Here is a 21,218-nt window from a genome sequence, read left to right on the forward strand (position 1 = left end):
TGCGGGTCCCCCGCCGCCCGCCACCCGACAGCAGGGGGGCGCTGTGACCGACAGCACGACCTTTCGAAACGAGGACCTGCCGGCCCTCTTCCACCACACCGACCAGGCGGCGATCTCCCGGCAGCGGGAGTCGACGCAGGCCACCCGTGCCCAGTTGCTGCTGCTGGTCGCAGCCGCGGCGGCGGCCGCGCTGCCGGCCGGCCCGAAGCTGGGTTCGATGTACCTGTTCGGGCTGCTGAGCGTGGTCTCGTACCTGGGGGTGCTGGGCGTGGGCATGCGGGCGACCCGGCGCCGGGCCCGCCCGCAGTGGCAGCTCAACCGCAGTGCGGCGGAGTTCATCAAGTCCCTGGCCTGGCGTTACGCGGTGCACGGGGCGCCGTTCGGCAGCGAGGTGGCCGAACCGGAAGCGGCGTACCGCACCCGGCTGGAGGCGGGTCTGTCCGAGCTGCGGAAGATGGGCTGGGTGGATCCGCGGGCCGCCGGGACGGTGCCGGAGGGCGGGGAGATCACCGGCGTGATGCAGCGGCTGCGCGGGATGGACTACCAGGCGAGGCGCGAGACGTACGTACGGGACCGGCTGATCGAGCAGCGCAACTGGTACCGGCGGCGGTCGGAGGTGTCCCGGCGGGCGACGAACCTGTGGTCGTGGACGATCGTGCTGCTGACCTGTCTGGCCCTGCTGTTCGCTCTGCTGGGGAGCTTCGGTTCGGGTCCGGGGCCGAGGCTGACCGCCCTGCTGAGCGCGGCGGCGGCGGCCGGCATCGCCTGGAACGAGGTGCGCCGCCACCACCCGCTGATCGAGGCGCACACCCTGATCGAGCAGGATCTGGCGGCGATGATGGTCGTGATGCAGACGACGATCACCGAGTCCCAGTGGCCGTCCTCGGTGTACGAGACCGAGCGCTACGTGTCTCCGATGCACACGGACTGGCTGGCCCGGCACAGCAGTTGAGAGCGGTTGCCGAAACGGCCGGGGGCGTGGCTCAGTCGCGGGTCACGCCCTCGCGCCAGATGACGGTGACCGGTTTGCCGAGCGCCCGCGCGTAGGCGACGATCTCGCCGGTGCCGCCGTGGCCGCGGGCGGGCTGTCCGTCCCAGACGGCGACGAGCCGGTCGCAGGAGTCGGCGATGTAGGTGCCGGCGGCGTAGTAGGCCTCGTCCGTGGAGCGGGCGAAGTCCATCCGGATCTCCTGTGTGGCCCGGATCTTGAGCCCCCGGTAGCGGGCGAGGGCCTCGGCGTCCTCGAAGCCCGCTTCGTAGTCCCCGCTGGGGATCACCACGGTGAGGCCGGCGCCGTATTCGAGCGCGATGGCGGCGAACAGCTGGTCAGCCCCCTCGGCGAGGCTGGAGAGGGCTTCCAGCGGTCCTTCGTGGCTGCCCAGTACGGCCCGCAGGCCGCTCTCCACATGGCCGAGCACCGACTCCGGAATGGATCGGTGCCCGGTCACGCCGATGCGTTTCATGCAGAAACCAGCCTCCCCCGTGGACACGGCCGCCTGGAACATCCTCCCAGAAGGCGGGAGGACGTCCAGGGGTGCGGCGGGGGCGCGTGAGTCACCGTCAGTAGACGCTGACCCCGTAGGCGTTGAGGGCTTCGACCACGGGCTGGAAGAAGGTCGTGCCGCCCGAGGAGCAGTTGCCGCTGCCGCCGGAGGTGAGGCCGACGGCGCGGGTGCCCGAGTAGAGCGGGCCTCCGCTGTCGCCGGGTTCGGCGCACACGTTGGTGCGGATCATGCCGTAGACGACGTCGCCGCCGCCGTAGTTGACGGTGGCGTTGAGCCCGGTGACCCGGCCGCTGTGGGTGCCGGTGGTGGACCCGCGCCTGGTCACCGACATGTTGACGGTGGCGTTCACTGCGCTGGTGATGTCCTGGCCGCCGACGGTCCCGGGGGGCACCGGTGAGTTGCTGGCGTACTTGATGAGGCCGTAGTCGTTGGTCGGGAAGCTGGAGCCGACCGTGGAGCCGACGACGGTGGTGCGGGCGGAGTTGCTCCACCAGGTGCCCGCGCCGTCGGTGCAGTGCCCGGCGGTCAGGGCGTAGTAGGTGCTGCCGCTGCGCACGTTGAAGCCGAGCGAACAGCGCCAGCTCGACGCGTAGATGGCGTCGCCGCCGGAGACGAGCTTGGTGAGCCTGCCGGGGATGCGGTCGATGCGCAGGGCTCCGGCGTTGGCTCCGGCCTCGCGCTTGATTCTCGCGATTCCGGCGTCGGAGACCGTGGAGTCGGCGGAGACCACGAGGGTTCCGGTGGCGGGGTCGGTGTGCCAGGCGGTGCCCGCCACGTCGGCGCGCAGGACGGATGCGCCGGCCGAGGCGAGCCGGTCGGCGCTGAATCCGCCGTCCTGCGAGTCCGCACTCGCCGCCGTGGGGACGGCGAGCGCTGCGGCGGCGGCCAGGCCGGTGGCCGCCGCGAGCAGCCTGTTACGGGTCATGCGCTTGATCCTCACTTCTCGTCCTCCTGGAGAGGGTCGGGGGCCCGGCGGTCGTGGGGGTGCCAGAGCCCGTGAGGCGCAGCCGGGGGCACGGCGGGCGCATGAACTTTGGCCGTGCCCCTGACAAGCGCTGTCGGGAGTGTCCTGTCGGCGGATACCGGTCGCAAGAGCGGCTTTCAGCCTCCGCTCGCCCGCCGCGCCCGCGAACGGCAGCGTGTTCCCGGGCGGCGGGAAAGGGCGGATGCAGTGGTCCTCGAAGGCGCAGGGAGGCAGCGGGGAACGGTGGAATCCACCGTGATCGAGCCTCGCGCGTCGGGTATGCCGGGCTTCAGGAAACGGCAGCGGTGGCTGGAGAGTCCTGCGGTGGCATCGCCGAGGACGGCCCAGAGGCTGCCGTCGTCCGGGTCGACGGCGACCTGGGGGGTGTGCTCGGCTCCCTGGAGGACGAAGGCGGGGTCGAAGGGGGTGGCCTCGACGCCGGTGCGGGCCCGGCGGGCCCCGGAGGCGGGGTCCTGGACGCGGACACCCCACTCCCCCTCGCCCCGGATCACGACGATCCGGAGCCCGTCGGCACAGAGCCGGGCGTGCGCGGGAGAACCCTCGTCGGCGTCGAGGAGCACCTCACCCGTGAGGGGCTCGCCGTCGAGCCGGCAGGAGTCCTCGGGGGTTGCGGTCGGCACCGCGCCGGCCGCTGTGGCGCGCCAGCGCCCCGGAACGGCCGGAATTCGACCTTCCGGGTAGTCGGTGAGCCGGAAGGTTCCGGTCAGCGCGAGGGTGCCTTCGGGCGCGGACACGGCCGCCGCCCTGCGCTCGTGCCATTCCCGCCACGCGGCGTGCGGGTCGTCTGCGTCGTCGCTCATCCCGCTCAACCCTTCCACGCGGGTCCGGACGGGAATCCCCGCGTACGCCGTCCGGACCTGTGAAATCTGAAAGGGGGTCAGCAACCTCAGCAGTCGCAGCAGTCGCAGCAGTCGCAGCACTCACAGGCGTCGCACCAGGGGTCCCGCTTCTTCCGGGACCACGGGCCCTCGTGCTCGGTGCAGCAGATCTGGCAGGTGCAGAACAGCCCGATGGCGACCGCACAGCCGGCGAGCAGTCCACGGCGGGGCTTCGGCGGGGGCGTCGCGCCCCCGAATCCGCCCGGGCCCGTGGGCGGCATCCCGGGACCGCCCGCTCCACCACCGTACGGAGCCCCGCCGTACGGACCCCCGCCGTTCGGGTTCTGGCCGTACGGGTTCCCGCCCTGGCCACCGTACGGCTGGCCCCCGTAGGGGTTGCCGCCCTGACCCGCGGAGGCCGTCGCCGTGTGGCCGCAGGTGCCGGCGCCGAAGGCCCGGTCCACCGAGGTGCGCAGCTCGTGCACGAGCAGCCGGTGGGCGAGTCCCGCGTCCGTGAACTCGACCTCGCGCAGCGCCAGCCTGATGCCGTGCAGGGCGTCGTCGCAGAGCCTGCGGGCCTCGGCGAGCGAGGTCCCGGTGGCGGCGAGCGGGTTCCAGGCGCCGGAGGCGGCGTCGGCGCCCCGGTCCTCCACCGCGTCCAGCAGGTGCGCGAGGCGGCCGAAGTACCGGCCGGCCTCGGCCAGCGCGGTGGCGTTGCCTGGCCGTCCGGCCAGCTGCGCGGTATGCGCGAAGGCCGCGGCCGTCGCGGTCTCCGTCGGCTCGGTCACCACCAGCACGGAGGTGCCGGGGCCGGCCAGCGTCTCGATGCCCGCCTGCCGGTCCACGGCGTCGACGAGCACCGCGGTGTCGAAACCGAGCGAGGCTCCGGTGCGGGCGCCGGCCCGGTCCCAGCCGCGGGCCACCTTGCGGGCGGCCAGGGCGATGGGGGCCCGGGCCAACAGCCCGTCACGGTCGGCGACGTGGTCGCGCACCTTGGCGGAGGCCAGCACGAGCGAGACGGCGGCCGCGAGCCGCGCACCCTCGCCCTGGGCCACGGAGGCGGTGCGCATCCCGCGCAGCGGGCAGGGTCCCGCGGTGCGCCGGGCTTCGGGCGCCGGACCGGACTGAGCCTCCGTCAGCACAGAGACCAGCAGCCCGTCATAGTTCGTCACGATCCGGGCGAACTGTCCGTGATCTCCGCGAAGTGCCAGGCAGAGGCCGCACAGATGGGCCATCCACTCCGTCTTGAACCGCTCCCCCAGCCGGTGCGTGCAAGGTCTCACGATGCCGAACAAGCTGCTTCCCCCGTGTGTCGTACGCGTGCTTACCGGGCATCGTATCGACCCGCGCGTTTCACCCGTACGTCCGCGTCGCTCACCCGTACGGCGGCGGCGGTCGTATTTTCACTCAGTCAGCAGTGGTAGCCACCAGGATCCTTGACCGTGCAACGGATGTTCTGCACCAGTACCGTCACGAAACCCCTGCGCGGCGACTATCCACTTGGCGCGTTGTCAGCATCATGGACGAGCATAGGGGCAGCGGAGAGAAGACAGACTGACCGCGGTGAAAGGAGGCAGTCCATGGGTTCGGTGCGCAAGGCGAGTGCCTGGCTGGGTCTCGTGGAGGACAGCGACGACGAGCGCTACTACGACGACGACTACGCGGAGGCCGCCCAGGGTTCGGTGGCCGGCCCCGGCGAGCAGTGGGTCACCGACCCCCGCGTGCGGGTGGCCTCCGAGTCGGCCGTGGAACACGGCCGCCGGATCGCGACGGTCACCCCGGACGGTTTCCGTGACGCGCGGGGGATCGGCGAGCTGTTCCGCGACGGGGTGCCGGTGATCGTCAACCTGTCGTCGATGGATCCGGGCGACGCGAAGCGCGTCGTCGACTTCGCGGCCGGACTGACCTTCGGGCTGCGCGGTTCGATCGAGCGGGTGGCGACCAGGGTCTTCCTCCTGACCCCGGCCGACACCCAGATCGTCAGTGGTGAAGCGGGCGGCCGCTCACGCGACTTCTTCAACCAGAGCTGAGCCTGGGGCACTTCCCAGAGGTAGCTGGGATCCTCACCGGAAGGCGTCGAGGCCGGTGAGTGCCTTGCCCAGCACCAGCTGGTGCATCTCGACGGTGCCCTCGTAGGTGAGGACCGATTCGAGGTTGGTGGCGTGCCGCATGACGGGATATTCGAGGGAGATCCCGTTGGCACCGAGGATGGTCCGCGCGGTGCGGCAGATCTCGATCGCCTCGCGGACGTTGTTGAGCTTGCCGAAGCTGATCTGCTCCGGCCGCAGGGTGCCCGCGTCCATCCGCCGGCCCAGGTGGTGGGCGAGCAGGATGCCCTTGTGGAGTTCCAGGGCCATGTCCGCGAGTTTGGCCTGGGTGAGCTGGAAACCGCCGATCGGCTTGCCGAACTGCTCCCGCGTCCTCGCGTAGTCGAGCGCGGACTCGAAACTGGCCCGCGCCGCGCCCATGGATCCCCAGATGATCCCGTACCGCGCGTGGCTGAGGCAGCCGAGCGGCCCCTTGAGCCCGGTGACGAGCGGCAGCACCGCGTCGGCGGGCAGCCGTACGTCGTCCATCACCAGCTCGCTCGTGACACTGGCCCGCAGCGACCACTTGTGCTTGATCTCCGGCGCGGAGAAACCGGCGGTGTCGGTGGGCACCGCGAAGCCGCGGATCCCCTCGTCGGTCTGCGCCCACACCACGGCGACGGAGGCCACCGACCCGTTGGTGATCCACATCTTGCGGCCGTTCAGCACCCAGTCGCCGCCGTCGCGCTTGGCGTAGGTCCGCATCGCGGCGGGATCCGATCCCACGTCGGGCTCGGTCAGCCCGAAGCAGCCGATCAGCTCGCCCGCGGCCATGCCGGGCAGCCAGCGCTGCTTCTGCTCCTCGGAGCCGTACTTCCAGATCGCGTACATGGCGAGCGAGCCCTGCACCGATACGAGCGAGCGGATACCGGAGTCGGCGGCCTCCAGCTCGAGGCAGGCGAGTCCGTACTGCACGGCGCTGGCACCGGCGCACCCGTACCCCTGGAGGGACATTCCGAGCGCCCCGATGCCACCGAGCTCGCGGGCCAGCTCCCGGATCCCGGGCAGCTCGCCGCTCTCGTACCACTGCGCGATGTTGGGCAGCACCCGGTCGGCGGCCCAGGCGCGGACGGTGTCGCGGACGGCGAGGTCCTCGGGCCCGAGGAGCTCGTCGAGCCCGAGCGGATCATGGGGCAGGAACGCGGACACGGGGCCTCCCGGCGGCCTGAGACGGAACCTAGCAGCGCAAGTTTTGCGCTCGCCCGAAGCTATTCGCCTCCGCCGGTCAAATCCAGCCCCCACTCGTCCGGCCCCGCAGGGCCGGCCCCGACCGTCAGCCCGCGCGCTCGGCCGGAGCCGGCAGCGTCTCGCCCTTCGCCTGCGCGGGAAGCCGCACCGCATCGGCCGGCGCCGCCTCGTCACCGGCCGCCGCCCCGCAGTCCATCACCCGCGGAAGCTTCAGCGCCATCACCGCCCCGGCCACCAGCAACGCCGCGCTCACCAGCAACGTCACGTGCAGCCCGTGCACGAACGACTGCCGCGCCGCGGCGTACAACGAGGCCCTTGCGGGCCCCCCGAGGTGCGCGGCGATCTGGTACGCCTCGCCCAGGGAGTTCGCCGCGCCCGCCAAATCCGCCGCCGAGACCCCCGGCACCCCCACGAGCCCCGGCCGGTACGCGGCGTTCATCACACTGCCGAGCAGCGCGATGCCCATGCCCGCGCCCAGCTGGTACGAGGTCTCGCCGATCGAGGCCGCGCCGCCCGCGGTGGCCGCCGGGGCCTCGCTCAGCATCGACTCGTACGCGGCGAACAGCGTGGTCTGCAGCCCGAAGCCGAGCAGGATGAAGCCGATGGTCAGCAGCAGCGGCCGGTCCTGCTGGCCCATGAGCGTCAGCAGCAGCACGGCGAAGGCCGTCAGGACGAAGCCCAGCGACACCATCGTGCGCGGCCCGACCCGCCCCAGGGTGTACGAGCCGGTGGCGCCCGCGGCCATCGCGGCGAAGGTCAGCGGCAGCAGCCGCAGGCCCGTCTCCAGCGGGCTGAGCTGCAGCACCAGCTGCAGGTATTGGACGGCGATCAGCTCCAGGCCGACCAGGGCCAGCATGGCGAGGACGATGCAGCCGACCGATGTGGAGAAGGCGGCCCGCGAGAACATCCGCATGTCGATCAGCGGGTGCTCGCGCCGCTTCTGCCGGCGTACGAACAGCACGAGCAGCACCACGCCGAGCAGCAGCGGGATCAGCGCCTCGGCGTCGAGGAGCCGGCGCTCTGCGCCCAGCCGCTTGACACCGAGCACCGCGCCGAGCACGCCGCCGGCGGCCATCAATGCGCCGAGCACGTCCCACGGCCCGTCGGCGGAGCCGCGCGACTCCGGCAGCAGCCAGCGGCCGAGCGGCAGGATCAGCGCCATCAGCGGGATGTTGATGAGGAAGACCGAGCCCCACCAGAAGTGCTGGACGAGGAAGCCGCCGAGCACCGGGCCGCTGGCGGCGCCGATGGCCGCGACGGCGGTCCAGATGCCGATGGCGAGCGCCCGCTCGCGCCGGTCGGGGAAGACCTGGCGCAGGATCGACAGGGTGGCGGGCATGATCATCGCGCCGCCGATGCCGAGGAGGGCGCGCGCGGCGATGAGGACCTGGGCGTTGTCGGCGAGGGCCGCTATCGCGGAGGCCACGCCGAAGAGTCCGTAGCCGAGGAGGAGGACGCGGCGGCGGCCGACCCGGTCGCCGAGGGTGCCGAAGAGGATGAGCAGCGAGGCACAGACCAGCGGGTAGGCGTCGACGATCCAGAGGAGTTCGATCGGGCCGGGGCGCAGGTCCTCGGTGACGGAGGGGACGGCGACGTGCAGGATCGTCGCGTCGAGCGCGACGAGGACCAGGCTGACGCAGAGAACCGCCAGGACGGCCCAGCGGTTGGCTCCGCCGGAGGCCGCACTGAGCCGCTGCCAGGGGGAGGGGGTCCCGATCCCGGCCGCGTTCGTCCCCGACATGCATGTACCTCCCAGGTGATCCCTCGCGCTCGGCGGACCAGCGTCTTGTGGAGCCACGGGGGGTGGTGCGCTGTGCGGCGTCCAACGGGGTCCGGCATCGACACGCGAGTGAACGGTCAGCGTACGCGAGTTCGCCTGGCCCACACGTGGTCAAGCTCTCATCCCGGCGGCGGCCCCCGTGTGGCGTGTGCCACTCGCCACGCCCGCGGCCTTTCTCCGTGTACACGCGCGCTCACGGGACGTGGTTCTGCGTCTCGGCCCGGCTCCCGGTCCGAGCGGCGTGCCGCCGGTGCCACCGATAATCGTGCCCGTGAAAGATCTTGGATTTCGCCGGGCCGCGCCCGCACTGGCCGTCTTCGCGGCGGTCCGGCTGCTCGGGCTGGGCGTGCTCGCAGCGTGGGGCGCGGCGGCCGGCAGCAGCCCCCACACGCTGCTGTCCGCCCGCTGGGACTCGCTCTGGTACGCGCGCATCGCCGCGGAGGGATACGGGTACGAGGTGGCCCTCCCCAACGGGGACGTCCACTCGAACCTGGCGTTCTTCCCGCTGCTTCCGTGGCTGGAGCGGGTGGTGTCGGCCGCGACCGGGCTCTCGTACGGCTCCGCGGGCCTGGTCGTGTCGGTGGTCGCGGGGCTCGCGGCGGCCTGGGGGATCTTCGCGGTGGCCGATCTGCTCCACGGCCGCCGGGCCGGGGTGTTCGCGGTCGCGGTCTGGGCCGCGCTGCCGGTCGGGATCGTGCAGTCCATGGCGTACAGCGAGTCGCTGTTCACGGCGCTGGCCGCCTGGTCGCTCTACGGGGCCCTGCGCGGCCGGTGGCTGACGGCCGGGCTGCTCGCGGCCGGGGCGGGGCTGACCCGCCCGGTCGGCGCGGCGGTGGTCGCGGCGGTATGGGTGGCCGCGGTGCTGGCATGGCGGCGCGGGGAGCGGTCCTGGCGGACGGTCGCGGGGGCGCTGCTGGCTCCGGCGGGCGCGGCGGCGTACGTGCTGTGGGTCGGCGCGCGCACCGGCGGCGGGCTGCTGGGCTACCTGGACGTGCAGGCCGGCTGGGGCAACGGCTTCGACGGCGGCTGGGCGTTCGCGCGGTTCATCGGGGCGAAGCTGGCCTCGTCCGCGTTCCTCGCCGGGGTGGGGCTGATCGCGGGGGTCGTGCTGGTCCTGTGGCTGTACGGGAAGTGCGTCCGGCAGCGGCAACCGCTGCCGCTGCTCGTGTACTGCGGGATCGTCGTGGCACTGGCGCTGTGCGCGTCCGGCTACTTCGGTTCCAAGCCCCGGCTGTTGCTGCCTGCCTTCCCGCTGCTGCTGCCGCCGGCGGTGGCGCTGGCGCGCTGGCGGCCCCGGCGGGCGGTCCTGGTGGTGGGCGCGGCGGCGCTGGCCTCGGCGGTCTACGGGGCGTTCTGGCTGAACGGCTCGGGCCCCCCTTAGGGCCTCCACGTCACGGAATGGATCATTCCGGACCATCTTTCAGCAAAAGAAATGACCTCTCGGGCAATAAAGTCCGGATAAGTGACTGAAACAATTACCGAAACAGTGGATCAAGAAGCCTCCAACCACTGTCGGAATACAGGGAATTAAGTCCCGCGTGAGACCAACTCCACATCACATGGTCATCACAAAGCCCGCGATTCGCCCGGGCCGAGCGGCGACGGACGGTAACGTCGATTGAGTGCGTACCGACCAAATCCTCACCCGTCTGGAGCGGGTGTTCGCCCGGCTGGACCGGGAACCAGAGCGACCGGCTCATCTGCAAACCCCGCAGATGAGCCGGCACCGCGTCGTGCTCTTCGGATCGACCCTCGCCTTCTATCTCGCAATCGTGGTTGCCGTACTGACCACTTCCTGGCTCGTCCGCCTGGACTGGCAGATCATGTTCTTCCGGCCCTACGAGCAGTGGCCGCAGCTGCACGCCTTCCTCGACTACCTCGTCGTGCTCGGCCAGCGCGGACCCACCGCGGTCATGGTCGCCGCCTGGCTCGGCTGGCGCTCCTGGCGGCAGCACACCCTCCGCCCGCTGATCACCCTCGGCGTGGCGCTGCTGCTGCTCAACGTGACCGTGGGGGCCGTCAAGCTCGGCCTCGGCCGGCTCGGTCCGCACTACGCCACGGAGATCGGATCCGCCGAACTCTTCGCCGGCGGCGATATATTCCCTTCCGGCCACACCGCCAACGCCGTTGTGACCTGGGGAATCCTGGCCTACCTGGCTTCCACCGGAGTCACCCGGCGGGTGCTGTCCATCGTGTCCGCCGTCGTCTCGCTGAGCGTCGGCGCCACCACCGTGTACCTCGGCACCCACTGGGTCAGTGACGTCCTGCTGGGCTGGTCCGCGGGTCTGCTGATCCTGCTGGCGCTCCCCTGGTTCGAGCCGCTCATCGCCCGGGCCGAGGCCCACGTCTTCGACGTGCGCGAGCTGCTGCGCCGCCGCGCCGAGACCGGACGGATGCCCGTACCGGTGGTCTCCGCGCTCACCCCGCTGCTCTCGGCGGGCGGCAAGTGGCAGCTGCGGAGCGTCACAGAAGCCGTCGAGGAGCCGGTGCCGCAGCCCGTCACGGCCACCGTCGCCGTGGCGGCCGCGACGGCGACGGCCACCACCGCGACCGTCGTCGCCGGGCACTCCCCGGCGCCCCGGGTCACCGTGCACCCGACCGGCCGGCCCCACGTGATCCGGTCCGAGCGGACCCCGGTCACCCCGGTCGGCAGCCGCCGCCCGGCGCACACCGAACGGGCCGCCGCCCGGGGGGCCGCGGCCCGTCCGGTGGCCGGCGGCTGACCGTCCCATCGCGGGGGCGGTACGCACCACCTCCCCCCGCGACGCGAAGGCGGGCCGGGTCCTCGGACCCGGCCCGCCTTCGCGTTCGTCAGCGCCGCGCCCGGACGTTCGTCCGTCCCGGGTCACGCTTGTGTCACAGAATATCTACAGCCGAGAATTGTTTACCGGACCGCGACACGCCCGGGGTGCAGACGGTTTGGAATTCGCGCCGGACACTGCGCAATTCACGTCCGGGATTGCCATGACCCCCATGGTCCGGACCAGCTGAATCCCCCTCAGCTTCGCTACATTTCCTTCACTTCTCCGGCGTCCACTGCTCTCGCCAGGAGATCCCGCGCGCCCCTGATCCGATCAGTCAGCTCCGGCGGCTCGACCACTTCGAACTCACAGCCGAGCAGCATGATGTGAATCACCAGAACGTCCAGGTTCACCGCCCCGGTGTGCAGGAGGCAGCTCTGCCCGTCGACCTGCTCCAGGACCCCGTCACTCGGCCCGATGATCCGTGCCGCGTCCTGTGCCGGCATCTTCAGCCGGACCACCGCGCGGGCCGCGTACACCCGCTGCGAGACGCCCTCGGACACGTAGGCGGCGAGGTCCTCGGCGGGCGGCGGACGCGGAGTGAACCGCGGTCCGTGCGGCGGCCTGGGCTCGATCCGGTCCGCGCGGAAGGTCCGCCACGCCTCCCGGTCCAGGTCCCAGGCGACCAGGTACCAGCGCCGCTCGGTGCACACCAGCCGGTGCGGTTCGACGGTGCGCCGGCTGACGTTGCCCTCGTGGTCGCGGTACCCGAAGCGCAGCCGCTCGGCGTCCCGGCAGACCGAGGCCAGCTCGGTCAGCACCGAGGCGTCGACGGTGGACCGCTGCGCCCCGCGCAGCATCGGCACGGTGAACTCGTTGAGCGCGGAGACCCTGCGCCGCAGCCGCGACGGCAGCACCTGCTCCAGTTTCGCGAGGGCCCGTACGGAGGCCTCCCCGATGCCCTCGACCCCGTTCCCGGCGGCGGTGCGCAGGCCCACGGCGACGGCCACGGCCTCGTCGTCGTCCAGCAGCAGCGGCGGCAGCTCGGCCCCCGCCCCCAGCTGGTATCCGCCGCCGGTACCGGGATTGGCGTTCACCGGATATCCGAGCTCGCGCAAGCGTTCCACGTCGCGCCGGACCGTCCGCGCGGTCACCCCGAGCCGGTCCGCGAGATCGGCCCCGGTCCATTCGCGGTGGGCCTGCAGCAGGGAGAGCAGGCGCAGCAGTCGTGCGGAGGTGTCGAGCATCCCCCGAGTCTGCCAGCGCGCCGCGGTCGGCCGGGGCTCAGCAGAGCAACGCCGGGGGCTCGGCGCCGCTCAGCCCGACGAGTTCGCAGAGGGTCTTGAGCGAGACCTTCCAGACTCCGTCCTCGAACACCACGGTCCCCTTGCTGCCGGGCAGTGTCGTGGCGTCGCCGACGCGCAGGTCGTAGGTCACCGTGGCCTCCGTGGGCGAGGTGAAGGTCACGTCCGTGACCTTCACGGAGACCTTGGCCGCCTCGGTGCCCGTCGAGAAGCCGTCGAGCAGCGCCTCGAGCAGGTCGCCGTGCTGCAGCAGATCGGCCTTCGCCTCGGTCGAGGTCTTCGGGTCGAAGAAGGCGGTCCAGTTCTTCTCGATCTGCGCCTTGGCCGCCTCGGGATCCGCGGGTCCGTCCACGGCGGGCAGGGACAGGACCGCGGCGGACGCAGGGCCCGGGGCCCCCGCCGCCACCGCGTCCGCGGACCACCCCACGACGGCCGGTACGGCCAGCAGGACCGCGGCCGCCGTGCAAGCCGCTGCCCGCCGGTGTGCGCGGTGCGGGTGTCTGCTCTGGACCATCTGGCTCACCACCGGGTGTGCGAGCGAGCCGTTCGGCTCGTTGTTTCCAGGGTCAGCGCCTTCAGGGCATCGCGCAACGCGCGAACGGTCCCGGCGGGCCGGTCAGGAACGCGGGGACGGCGCCGCTGCGGGCGGAACCGGGGCCGGTTCCGGCGTCGGCGTCGGTTCCGGAGCCGGTTTCGGGGTCGGGGCGGGCTTCGGGGTCGGGACGGCGGGCTCCGGCGTGGGGAGGATCAGCAGCAGCCCCACCGCAAGGGCCTCCGGCCTCGGCCCGAGCAGCTCCAGGTTCGCCTCGTGGAGCGCCTGCCACCCGCCCCTGATCCGGTGCTTGCGGGCGATCGACACCAGCGTGTCCCCCTCCCGCACCGCGTGCATCCGCCCGGCCAGCCCGTACCGCTTGGAGCACACCGGCCACGCGTTCCACCCCTGCGAGCCGAGGACCTCCTCCGCGACCCGGATCTGCTGTGCGCGGGCGGCGAGGTCGGCCCGCTTCGCGAAGGCCAGCCCGCCGTACTCCTCCCACGTCGGCTGCCAGAACTGCAGCCCTCCGTAGAAGCCGTTGCCCGTGTTCACCGCCCACCGCCCGCCGCTCTCGCAGTCGGCCACGCAGTCCCAGGGCCATTCCCCGCCCGGCCCGCAGTCCCCCGGCCCGGTCCCGATCATCCCCGGCGAGCCGGGGTGCGCCGCCCCGGCCGGCCCGGGCGCGGGTGGCGGCGGAGCCACGGCTGCGGCGGCCGTGTCGCGGGGCAGTGCGCACACCAGCACGCAGGCGGCGACGGCGAAGGCGCCGACGGCCCGGCGGGTCCGGAGGTTGGGCATCGGGTCACGCTACGCAGCCGCCCCGGGCCTCTCGGCCCGCCACGCGGCAGGTCACCGCACCCCACCCGGTCGGCCGACCGCCCCAGTTACTCCAAACGGCCACACCCGACCATCAACTGCGCACAACCAGAAAACAGTTGGCACGAAAACAAAGCCCCGGTCGGACGGTTCACCCTTCCGGGCGCCCGGTTCGAATCCGTTCCCTCAAATGGCGTGACCCCGGCCGCCGCTGCGCCGTTGAGCCCGGCGAGCCGGGAGCCTCCCGGACCCGCACCTATGCCGAGGAGCCACCCCGTGCCGCGCATGCTCGACGTCAGTGATGAGGTACGTGCCGAGATCGGTGACGAAGAAGCCGACAGGCTGCTCGTCGGCGAAGACGCGCCGCGCAGTTACGACTGCACCTCCTGCCGCACCCCGGGCGACCCCGAGAACGACCGCACCAGCACGGTGCTGTTCGTCGGCGAGGAGACCGCCGTCCTCGCCTTCGCCCACGCCACCTGCATCCCCTCGCAGGTCGTCTCCGTCTCCGAGGAGCAGCTGCAGGGCGCCGTCCGCAGCATCACCGGCGACAGCCCGGCCGGTGGCGCCGCCCCGCAGAACGTGCCCGGCGGCCAGGCCGTCCTCGGCATCACCAGCGGCCTGATCCTGATCGCCGGGGAGCTGCACCCCGCCCTGGTGGTCGAGCCGACCGCCCCGATCGCCCGCCCCGGCAGCGACGGCCCCGGCGACGACTTCCTGCCGCTCCTCATCGAGCAGGGCTTCATCCCGGTGACCGACACCTCCGAGGTCCCGACCGTGCTCGGCGGCTGGTCCGTCCTGCTCGCCGCGGGCCAGCTGCACGCCGTGCTGCAGCCGGGTGCCGAGGGCGGCGGCCAGGTCGCCTGGTGGCAGGCGCACCACGCGCTGTCCGTCACCGACGGCTGGCGGGCCGCCGTCAACAAGACCCAGCGCGTGCTCATCTACGCCGCCCCGGTCGGCTCCATCGGCCAGCAGCCCCGTGAGGACCTGCTGCGCGACGCGCTGGACAAGGCCGCCGCCGCGGGCAAGCTCGTGGCCGCCGCGATGCCGCTGGCGGGTACGCCCGGCGCCTGATCCGAGCCGGTACCGGAACGGCCGCCAGCCCCCTGCCGAGGGGGCCGGGCGGCATGCGCCGGGGGTGTGCGGTCCGTCCCGCACACCCCCGGCGATCTGCGTTTCCGCCCCCGTCACCCCGCATCCGCAGAGCGCCGGTTTCGTTGGCTGGTACGTGCATTCATACGACTCCTCCCGCGCCCCGTCCTATCCGAGCAGCGTCCCCGCGGTGCGTCCCGCACGGGACCGGGACAGCTCTCCGGCCGTCTCGCACACCCCGATCTACGACACGCTGTACTCGGAGTACCTGCGCGCCTTCCGGGCGCTGCCGGGCGACCGCACGGGCGAGGAGGACCACGGGTTCACGGCCTTCTCGTACGGGGGCTCGTACACGACCGGCGGCTCGTACGGCAGCGGCTGGAGCGGGTCGGCCTGGCAGCGGGTCGACGGCTGGCAGCCCTCGTACACGCCGCAGTCCCCGTCCCAGGCGCAGCCCTCGTCCACGTCGGCGTACTCGTACGCGGGCAGCCCCGCATACGCCGACGGGCGGCAGCACCAGACCGGGATGACACACGTCCCGGCGGCCCTGCCGCCCGCTCCGCGCCGGGGTTACTGACCCCGCCCGGCTGCTACTTCTTCTTCTTGTACTGGGCGCCGCGCTTCTCGCGCACCCGCACCGAGATGTGGATCGGGGTGCCCTCGAAGCCGAACTCCTCGCGCAGGCGGCGCTCGATGAAACGCCGGTAGCCGTGCTCCAGGAAGCCGGAGGCGAAGAGGACGAACCGCGGCGGCTTGCTGCCCGCCTGGGTACCGAACAGGATGCGGGGCTGCTTGCCGCCACGGATCGGGTGCGGGTGCGCGGCGACGACCTCGCCGAGGAAGGCGTTCAGCCGGCCGGTGGGGACGCGCGTCTCCCAGCCCGCCAGCGCCGTCTCGATCGCCGGGACCAGCTTCTCCATGTGACGGCCGGTGAGCGCCGAGACGTTCACCCGGGGAGCCCAGGCGACCTGCTGCATCTCGGTCTCGATCTCGCGCTCGAGGTAGTAGCGGCGCTCCTCGTCGAGCTCGTCCCACTTGTTGTACGCGACCACGATCGCGCGGCCCGCTTCGACGGCCATCGTGATGATGCGCTGGTCCTGGACGCTGATGGTCTCGGTGGTGTCGATCAGGATCACCGCGACCTCCGCCTTCTCGACGGCGGCGGCCGTGCGCAGGGAGGCGTAGTAGTCGGCGCCCTGCTGGAGGTGGACCTTCTTGCGGATACCGGCGGTGTCGACGAACTTCCAGGTGATGCCGCCGAGTTCGATCAGCTCGTCGACCGGGTCGCGGGTGGTGCCGGCCAGCTCGTTGACGACGACGCGGTCCTCCTTCGCCACCTTGTTCAGGAGCGAGGACTTGCCGACGTTCGGGCGGCCGATGAGCGCGATGCGGCGCGGGCCGCCGGGGGCGGCGCCGCCGAAGGTCTGCGCGGGGGCCTCGGGCAGGGCTTCGAGGACGGCGTCGAGCATGTCGCCGGTGCCGCGGCCGTGCAGCGAGGAGACCGGGTGCGGCATGCCGAGGCCCAGCGACCACAGGGAGGCCGCGTCGGACTCGCCGCTCTGGCCGTCGACCTTGTTGGCGCACAGGACGACGGGCTTGCCCGCCCTGCGCAGCAGCCGTACGACGGCCTCGTCGGTGTCGGTGGCGCCGACCTTGGCGTCGACGACGAAGACGACCGCGTCGGCGGCCTCGATGGCGTACTCGGCCTGGGCGGCGACGGAGGCGTCGATGCCGAGGACGTCCTGCTCCCAGCCGCCGGTGTCGACGACCTTGAAGCGGCGGCCGGCCCACTCGGCCTCGTACGTGACGCGGTCGCGGGTGACGCCGGGCTTGTCCTCGACGACCGCCTCGCGGCGGCCGATGATCCGGTTCACCAGGGTCGACTTGCCGACGTTCGGGCGGCCGACGACGGCGAGGACGGGAAGCGGGCCGTGGCCGGCCTCCTCGATCGCGCCTTCGACCTCTTCGATGTCGAAGCCCTCTTCCGCGGCGAGCTCCATGAACTCCGCGTACTCGGCGTCGCCAAGTGCTCCGTGGTCGTGCTGGTCGTTCATGAAGTCCGTTCCTCGTCGTTCGTGGTGGTCGGTGGTGCCCGCGCAGCGCGGTTCCACTACTGGTTTCAAGTCTCGCTCAGCGCCCGGTGAGGCGCTTGGCGTCGGCCAGGTGGGCGGTCAGCCGGTCCTGGATGCGTACGGTGGCCTCGTCCAGCGCGGTACGGGTCCGGCGGCCACTGCCGTCCCCCGCGTCGAAGGCCGAGCCGAAGACGACGTCGACCCGGCTCTTGAGGGCCGGCAGGCCCTTGACGACCCGGCCCGGGGTGTCCCCGCTGCCCAGAACGGCGACGGGCACGATGGGGGCGCCGCTGCGGACCGCGAAGTACGCGAGGCCCGCGCGCAGCGAGGCGAAGTCGCCCTCGCCCCGGGTGCCCTCGGGAAATATCCCCAGGGCCCCTCCATTGTCGAGCACTCCGAGGGCGCGGCCTATCGCGGTGCGGTCGGGGCCGCCGCGGTCGACCTTGACCTGCCCGATCCCTTCGAGGAAGGGGCCGAGCGGGCCCACGTACGCTTCCTTCTTGATCAGGAAGTGCAGCGGCCGGGGCGCGGTGCCCATGACCATGGGGCCGTCGATGTTGTGCGAGTGGTTCACGGCGAGGATGACGGGGCCCGAGGCGGGCACCTTCCAGGCCCCCAGTACGCGCGGCTTCCAGAGCCCGTACATGAGCCCGATGCCGATGCGCCTGCCGACCGCCGCACCCTTGAGGGAGGGCGCTTCGCTCACTTGCCGGCCGCCCGCTTCTCGGTGCCCGCGGTCGCGTTCTGCCGCTCGGCCACGAGCGTGACGACGCATTCGATCACCTGGTCGAGCGTGAGCTCGGTGGTGTCCACCTCGACGGCGTCGCCGGCCTTGGCCAGCGGGGAGGTCTTGCGGCCGGAGTCGGCCGCGTCGCGCTTGATCAGCGCCTCCTTGGTGGCCGCGAGGTCGGCGGCCTCCTTGCCGCGGAGCTCTCCGCTGCGCCGGGCGGCGCGCGCCTCGGCGGAGGCGGTCAGGAAGACCTTGAGGTCGGCGTCGGGCAGGACGGTGGTGCCGATGTCCCGGCCCTCGACGACGATCCCGTCGGCCTCCTGGGCCGCCTCGGCGGCGATGGAGCGCTGCAGGTCGGTGATCAGGGTGCGCACCTCGGGGACGGCGCTGACGGCGCTGACCCTGGAGGTGACCTCCTGGGTCCGGATGGGGCCCGCGGCGTCGAGGCCGTCCACGGTGATGGTGGGGGCGGCCGGGTCGGTGCCGGACACGATGGTGGGCTTGCCGGCGGCGATCGCGACGGCCTGCGGGTCGTCGGTGTCGACGCCGTTGGTGATCATCCACCAGGTGATGGCCCGGTACTGGGCGCCGGTGTCCAGGTAGCGCAGCCCGAGCTTGGCGGCCACGGCCTTGGAGGTGCTGGACTTGCCCGTGCCGGAGGGACCGTCGATGGCGACGATCACGGCGGACGGAGCTGCGGTTTCCACGGTGCGGGCACCTTCCTGGTTGCGCGTACGTGTCCGGGCGCGGCAAAGCGCCCCTCCCCAAGGTTACCGGCCCCGGACGGCCCCCGTCCCCGCCGTGCGTTTCGGGGGCCCGGCGGCCCCCGCGGCGGGCGGGAGCTACTGCTGCCGCAGCGCCCAGCCCCGCTCGCGCAGCTCGGCCGTCAGGCCCGCCACCGCGCGCGGCTCCACCATGAGCTGGACGAGGCCGGCCTGCTGGCCCGTCGCGTGCTCGATCCGTACGTCCTCGATGTTGACCCCGGCCCGTCCCGCGTCGGCGAAGATCCGCGCGAGCTCGCCGGGCTGGTCGCTGATGAGCACGGCGACCGTCTCGTAGACGGTGGGCGCCGAGCCGTGCTTGCCCGGCACCCGGACCCGGCCCGCGTTCCCGCGCCGCAGCACGTCCTCGATGCCCGCGGCGCCGCCGCGGCGCTTGTCCACGTCGGCGGACTGCAGGCCCCGCAGCGCTTCCACGGTCTCCTCCAGGTCGGCGGCGATCCCGGCGAGGACATCGGCCACCGGTCCCGGGTTGGCGGAGAGGATCTCCACCCACATCCGCGGGTCGGAGGCCGCGATCCGGGTCACGTCGCGGATGCCCTGCCCGCACAGCCGCACCGCGGTCTCGTCGGCCTCCTCCAGGCGGGCCGCGACCATGCTGGAGACCAGCTGCGGGGTGTGCGAGACGAGCGCCACCGCGCGGTCGTGGGCGTCGGCGTCCATCACCACCGGTACGGCACGGCTCAGGGCGACCAGCTCCAGTGCGAGGTTGAGCACCTCGTGATCCGTGTCCCGGGTGGGGGTCAGCACCCACGGGCGGCCCTCGAAGAGGTCCGCGGTGGCAGCGAGCGGCCCCGACTGTTCCTTGCCGGCCATCGGGTGCGTGCCGATGTAGGTGGTGACGTCCACGCCGAGTGCCGCCAGCTCCCGCCGCGGTCCGCCCTTGACGCTGGCCACGTCCACGTAGGCCCGCGCAACGCCGCGCCCGATGAGGTCGGCCAGGGTCGCGGCCACGTGGGCCGGGGGTACGGCGACGATCGCGAGGTCGACGCGCTCCTTCGGGGGCTCGTCGGTGCCGGCCCCGAGGGCGGCCGCCGTACGGGCCCGGTCCGGGTCGTGGTCGACGAGGTGGACGGTGATCCCCCGGGCTGACAGGGCGAGCGCCGCGGAGGTGCCGATCAGTCCGGTTCCGATGACGACGGCGGTTCTCACGAGGCACTCCAGGGTTGCGAAAGGCGAGCTGACGGGCTGTCCGGCCAGGGTATCCAGCCCTCGCGCGCGGAGGACCCGACCGCCCATCCCGTGGGACGGCGGCCGGGTCCTCGCGTGCTGCGGCCGGGCCGTCAGAACTTCTGGGCCCGGATGATCTCCTCCAGCGAGCCGGTCGGGAGCTGTCCCTGCGGGCTCAGCCTGTCGACGGCCGTCGGCAGCGCCTGCGCGATCTGGTCGGCGGCCTCCTGGGGGCTGACGCCGGCCTGTGCGGCCGCCTTCTGCAGGGCCTCGTCGGGCAGTGCCTCGGCGATCTGGGCGCCGCTGACCGGCTGGTTGTCCCCGGTGCCGATCCAGGACTGGGCCTGGTCGGCCAGGCCGGACCTGGTCAGCATGTCCATCAGTCCGCCGAGCGGGTTGTTCCCGCCGGCCTGGGCGCCGCCCGGACCGGCGCCCGCACCGGCGCCGCCTCCCACGAGGGCGCCGAGGAGCGCGCCGAGGATGTTGCCGCCGCCACCGCTCCCGCCCTGGCCGCCGCTTCCGCCCAGGAGGCCGCCGAGAAGGGAGCCGAGGTCGTTACCCGCCATGGTCGCGCCTTTCGAAGAGGGACCGGACCGCGCGCGCAGCGTCGTACCCGGCTTCGAGACACGGACAATGTCACCCATACCGGAGTATGCCGCCACCTGGCGCACACGCCTTCTACCGCTGCGGTAGAACGATCTGCATGATCTTCCACATCGTCCCCCTCACCGACTGGACCGCCGCACCGGAGCTCCCGTACGCCCCGGCCTCGCTGGAGGCCGAGGGGTTCGTCCACTGTTCGGCGGACCGCGCCACGGCCCTCGCGATCGCCGACGCGCACTACCGGTCGGTACCCGGGATCCTGCTCGCGGTGGAGCTCGAGGAGGGCGCACTGACCGCCGAGGTCCGCCGGGCGAGTGAAACCGGGGGCCGATACCCACATGTTCACGGCCCGCTGAACCGGGAAGCCGTGGTCCACGTGTGGGAGGTCGTACGCACACCCGGCACTCCCACCTCACTGGCCCCGTGGGAACCGGGCCGATGAACCGGCGCGGCAGGCTTCACCTGAGGCCCGCCGCAGGCCAGGATGCTGCACGCCATCCGGCCACGAAGCGAGGAGAGACTCATGAGCGACCTCACGCACACCGCCCGGCGCACGGTACTGACGATCGGCGCGGCCGCCCTGACCGGCGGTGCGATCACCGCCTGCGGCAGTGGCAGCGCCGAGAAGGCCTCCCCGGGGGAACCGAACGACGCGGCCGTCCAGCCCGTCGCCCCGGCTCCCGCCACCCCGGACGCCGGGGCGGGCGACAAGACCCTCACCAAGAAGGCGGACGTGCCGGTGGGCGGCGGCAAGGTATTCAAGGAGGAGAAGGTCGTCGTCACCCAGCCCAAGGCCGGCACCTTCAAGTGCTTCACGGCGGTCTGCCCCCACCAGGGCTGCCTGGTCAACAAGGTGGCGAACGGCACCATCGACTGCCCCTGCCACGACAGCAAGTTCGCGATCGCCGACGGCGCGGTGACCAAGGGCCCGGCCACCAAGGGACTGGCGGAGAAGAAGATCACGGTCGCGGCCGACGGCAATATCTCGCTCGCATAGCGACAGGCCGGGCGCC

21 protein-coding genes and 1 pseudogene are annotated in these 21,218 nt (G+C 72.6%); 8 read left to right on the top strand and 14 right to left on the bottom strand.

The features are described 5' to 3' along the window. Positions 1-43: 43 nt before the first annotated feature. Positions 44-952: a DUF4231 domain-containing protein gene (locus OG444_RS09650; protein ID WP_327261768.1), complete on the top strand. Its 909-nt coding sequence runs from the start codon at positions 44-46 to the stop codon at positions 950-952. A gap of 31 nt (positions 953-983) precedes the next feature. On the opposite strand, the gene OG444_RS09655 is transcribed toward OG444_RS09650, so the two are convergent. The 4 genes and pseudogenes from OG444_RS09655 to OG444_RS09670 form a co-directional block, all read right to left on the bottom strand. Beyond that, complete coding sequence (locus OG444_RS09655) at positions 984-1,463, bottom strand: hypothetical protein (protein ID WP_327261769.1); 480 nt, start codon at positions 1,461-1,463, stop codon at positions 984-986. Positions 1,464-1,560: 97 nt separating this feature from the next. Then, the gene (locus tag OG444_RS09660) at positions 1,561-2,445 is read right to left on the bottom strand and encodes a S1 family peptidase (protein WP_405792615.1); all 885 of its coding nucleotides are present in this window, start codon (positions 2,443-2,445) and stop codon (positions 1,561-1,563) included. 168 nt (positions 2,446-2,613) lie between these two features. Further along, positions 2,614-3,290: pseudogene (locus OG444_RS09665) on the bottom strand (DUF1684 domain-containing protein); the annotation flags it as partial. Positions 3,291-3,376: 86 nt separating this feature from the next. Beyond that, entirely contained in the window at positions 3,377-4,603 is a 1,227-nt protein-coding gene (locus OG444_RS09670; protein WP_327261770.1) for a DUF5685 family protein, read from the bottom strand. A gap of 285 nt (positions 4,604-4,888) precedes the next feature. On the opposite strand from OG444_RS09670, the gene OG444_RS09675 reads away from it, so the two are divergent. Then, positions 4,889-5,338 (top strand): cell division protein SepF, encoded by a 450-nt coding sequence (locus OG444_RS09675; RefSeq protein WP_052875748.1) that lies wholly within the window; start codon positions 4,889-4,891, stop codon positions 5,336-5,338. A 33-nt stretch (positions 5,339-5,371) separates the two neighbouring features. On the opposite strand, the gene OG444_RS09680 is transcribed toward OG444_RS09675, so the two are convergent. Together OG444_RS09680 and OG444_RS09685 are read right to left on the bottom strand one after the other, a co-directional pair. After that, a complete protein-coding gene (locus OG444_RS09680) occupies positions 5,372-6,544 on the bottom strand; it encodes an acyl-CoA dehydrogenase family protein (protein ID WP_327261771.1) in 1,173 nt (390 codons plus the stop codon). Positions 6,545-6,668: 124 nt separating this feature from the next. Further along, positions 6,669-8,324: an MFS transporter gene (locus OG444_RS09685; RefSeq protein ID WP_327261772.1), complete on the bottom strand. Its 1,656-nt coding sequence runs from the start codon at positions 8,322-8,324 to the stop codon at positions 6,669-6,671. A 310-nt stretch (positions 8,325-8,634) separates the two neighbouring features. Here OG444_RS09685 and OG444_RS09690 point away from each other — a divergent pair, with 310 nt between their 5' ends. Together OG444_RS09690 and OG444_RS09695 are read left to right on the top strand one after the other, a co-directional pair. After that, positions 8,635-9,744 carry a glycosyltransferase family 39 protein gene (locus tag OG444_RS09690; protein WP_327261773.1) on the top strand — a complete coding sequence of 370 codons (1,110 nt, stop codon included), beginning with the start codon at positions 8,635-8,637 and terminating at the stop codon, positions 9,742-9,744. A 241-nt stretch (positions 9,745-9,985) separates the two neighbouring features. Continuing rightward, the gene (locus OG444_RS09695) at positions 9,986-11,086 is read left to right on the top strand and encodes a phosphatase PAP2 family protein (protein ID WP_327261774.1); all 1,101 of its coding nucleotides are present in this window, start codon (positions 9,986-9,988) and stop codon (positions 11,084-11,086) included. Between the two features lie 284 nt (positions 11,087-11,370). On the opposite strand, the gene OG444_RS09700 is transcribed toward OG444_RS09695, so the two are convergent. From OG444_RS09700 to OG444_RS09710, 3 genes are all read right to left on the bottom strand, one after another. After that, positions 11,371-12,351 carry a helix-turn-helix transcriptional regulator gene (locus OG444_RS09700; protein WP_327261775.1) on the bottom strand — a complete coding sequence of 327 codons (981 nt, stop codon included), beginning with the start codon at positions 12,349-12,351 and terminating at the stop codon, positions 11,371-11,373. Between the two features lie 37 nt (positions 12,352-12,388). Further along, positions 12,389-12,922, bottom strand: a complete 534-nt coding sequence (locus OG444_RS09705) for a hypothetical protein (protein ID WP_327261776.1) — start codon at positions 12,920-12,922, stop codon at positions 12,389-12,391. A gap of 102 nt (positions 12,923-13,024) precedes the next feature. Further along, the gene (locus OG444_RS09710; RefSeq protein WP_327261777.1) at positions 13,025-13,741 is read right to left on the bottom strand and encodes a transglycosylase family protein; all 717 of its coding nucleotides are present in this window, start codon (positions 13,739-13,741) and stop codon (positions 13,025-13,027) included. 294 nt (positions 13,742-14,035) lie between these two features. Here OG444_RS09710 and OG444_RS09715 point away from each other — a divergent pair, with 294 nt between their 5' ends. Both OG444_RS09715 and OG444_RS09720 read left to right on the top strand, forming a co-directional pair. Further along, complete coding sequence (locus OG444_RS09715; RefSeq protein WP_327261778.1) at positions 14,036-14,833, top strand: hypothetical protein; 798 nt, start codon at positions 14,036-14,038, stop codon at positions 14,831-14,833. 208 nt (positions 14,834-15,041) lie between these two features. Further along, positions 15,042-15,428: a hypothetical protein gene (locus OG444_RS09720; RefSeq protein ID WP_327261779.1), complete on the top strand. Its 387-nt coding sequence runs from the start codon at positions 15,042-15,044 to the stop codon at positions 15,426-15,428. Between the two features lie 13 nt (positions 15,429-15,441). On the opposite strand, the gene der is transcribed toward OG444_RS09720, so the two are convergent. The 5 genes from der to OG444_RS09745 form a co-directional block, all read right to left on the bottom strand. Next, positions 15,442-16,905 (bottom strand): ribosome biogenesis GTPase Der, encoded by a 1,464-nt coding sequence (der, locus tag OG444_RS09725; protein ID WP_327261780.1) that lies wholly within the window; start codon positions 16,903-16,905, stop codon positions 15,442-15,444. 76 nt (positions 16,906-16,981) lie between these two features. Further along, positions 16,982-17,698: a lysophospholipid acyltransferase family protein gene (locus OG444_RS09730; protein ID WP_383196695.1), complete on the bottom strand. Its 717-nt coding sequence runs from the start codon at positions 17,696-17,698 to the stop codon at positions 16,982-16,984. Continuing rightward, entirely contained in the window at positions 17,626-18,360 is a 735-nt protein-coding gene (cmk, locus tag OG444_RS09735) for a (d)CMP kinase (protein WP_327261782.1), read from the bottom strand. The genes OG444_RS09730 and cmk overlap by 73 nt, the downstream gene beginning before the upstream one ends. A 135-nt stretch (positions 18,361-18,495) precedes the next feature. Next, on the bottom strand, positions 18,496-19,584 hold the full coding sequence (locus tag OG444_RS09740; RefSeq protein WP_327261783.1) for a prephenate dehydrogenase: 1,089 nt from the start codon (positions 19,582-19,584) through the stop codon (positions 18,496-18,498). 131 nt (positions 19,585-19,715) lie between these two features. Beyond that, positions 19,716-20,168: a YidB family protein gene (locus OG444_RS09745; RefSeq protein ID WP_327261784.1), complete on the bottom strand. Its 453-nt coding sequence runs from the start codon at positions 20,166-20,168 to the stop codon at positions 19,716-19,718. A 137-nt stretch (positions 20,169-20,305) separates the two neighbouring features. On the opposite strand from OG444_RS09745, the gene OG444_RS09750 reads away from it, so the two are divergent. Continuing rightward, positions 20,306-20,647, top strand: coding sequence for a DUF952 domain-containing protein (locus tag OG444_RS09750; RefSeq protein WP_327261785.1), 342 nt, complete (start codon positions 20,306-20,308; stop codon positions 20,645-20,647). Positions 20,648-20,728: 81 nt separating this feature from the next. Continuing rightward, entirely contained in the window at positions 20,729-21,202 is a 474-nt protein-coding gene (locus tag OG444_RS09755) for a Rieske (2Fe-2S) protein (RefSeq protein ID WP_327261786.1), read from the top strand. Positions 21,203-21,218 lie beyond the last annotated feature (16 nt).

Origin of the sequence: Streptomyces sp. NBC_01232 (assembly GCF_035989885.1) — a bacterium.
In the GTDB taxonomy this organism is placed as follows: Bacteria; Actinomycetota; Actinomycetes; order Streptomycetales; family Streptomycetaceae; genus Streptomyces.

Bases quoted from the DNA above. Each gene is read 5' to 3' on its own strand.
- OG444_RS09675 (WP_052875748.1), top strand. From the start codon at position 4,889: ATGGGTTCGGTGCGCAAGGCGAGTGCCTGGCTGGGTCTCGTGGAGGAC.
- OG444_RS09745 (WP_327261784.1), bottom strand. From the start codon at position 20,168: ATGGCGGGTAACGACCTCGGCTCCCTTCTCGGCGGCCTCCTGGGCGGA.
- OG444_RS09700 (WP_327261775.1), bottom strand. From the start codon at position 12,351: ATGCTCGACACCTCCGCACGACTGCTGCGCCTGCTCTCCCTGCTGCAG.
- OG444_RS09655 (WP_327261769.1), bottom strand. From the start codon at position 1,463: ATGAAACGCATCGGCGTGACCGGGCACCGATCCATTCCGGAGTCGGTG.
- OG444_RS09685 (WP_327261772.1), bottom strand. From the start codon at position 8,324: ATGTCGGGGACGAACGCGGCCGGGATCGGGACCCCCTCCCCCTGGCAG.
- der (WP_327261780.1), bottom strand. From the start codon at position 16,905: ATGAACGACCAGCACGACCACGGAGCACTTGGCGACGCCGAGTACGCG.
- OG444_RS09750 (WP_327261785.1), top strand. From the start codon at position 20,306: ATGATCTTCCACATCGTCCCCCTCACCGACTGGACCGCCGCACCGGAG.
- OG444_RS09730 (WP_383196695.1), bottom strand. From the start codon at position 17,698: ATGCGTCGTCACGCTCGTGGCCGAGCGGCAGAACGCGACCGCGGGCAC.
- OG444_RS09755 (WP_327261786.1), top strand. From the start codon at position 20,729: ATGAGCGACCTCACGCACACCGCCCGGCGCACGGTACTGACGATCGGC.
- OG444_RS09705 (WP_327261776.1), bottom strand. From the start codon at position 12,922: ATGGTCCAGAGCAGACACCCGCACCGCGCACACCGGCGGGCAGCGGCT.
- OG444_RS09710 (WP_327261777.1), bottom strand. From the start codon at position 13,741: ATGCCCAACCTCCGGACCCGCCGGGCCGTCGGCGCCTTCGCCGTCGCC.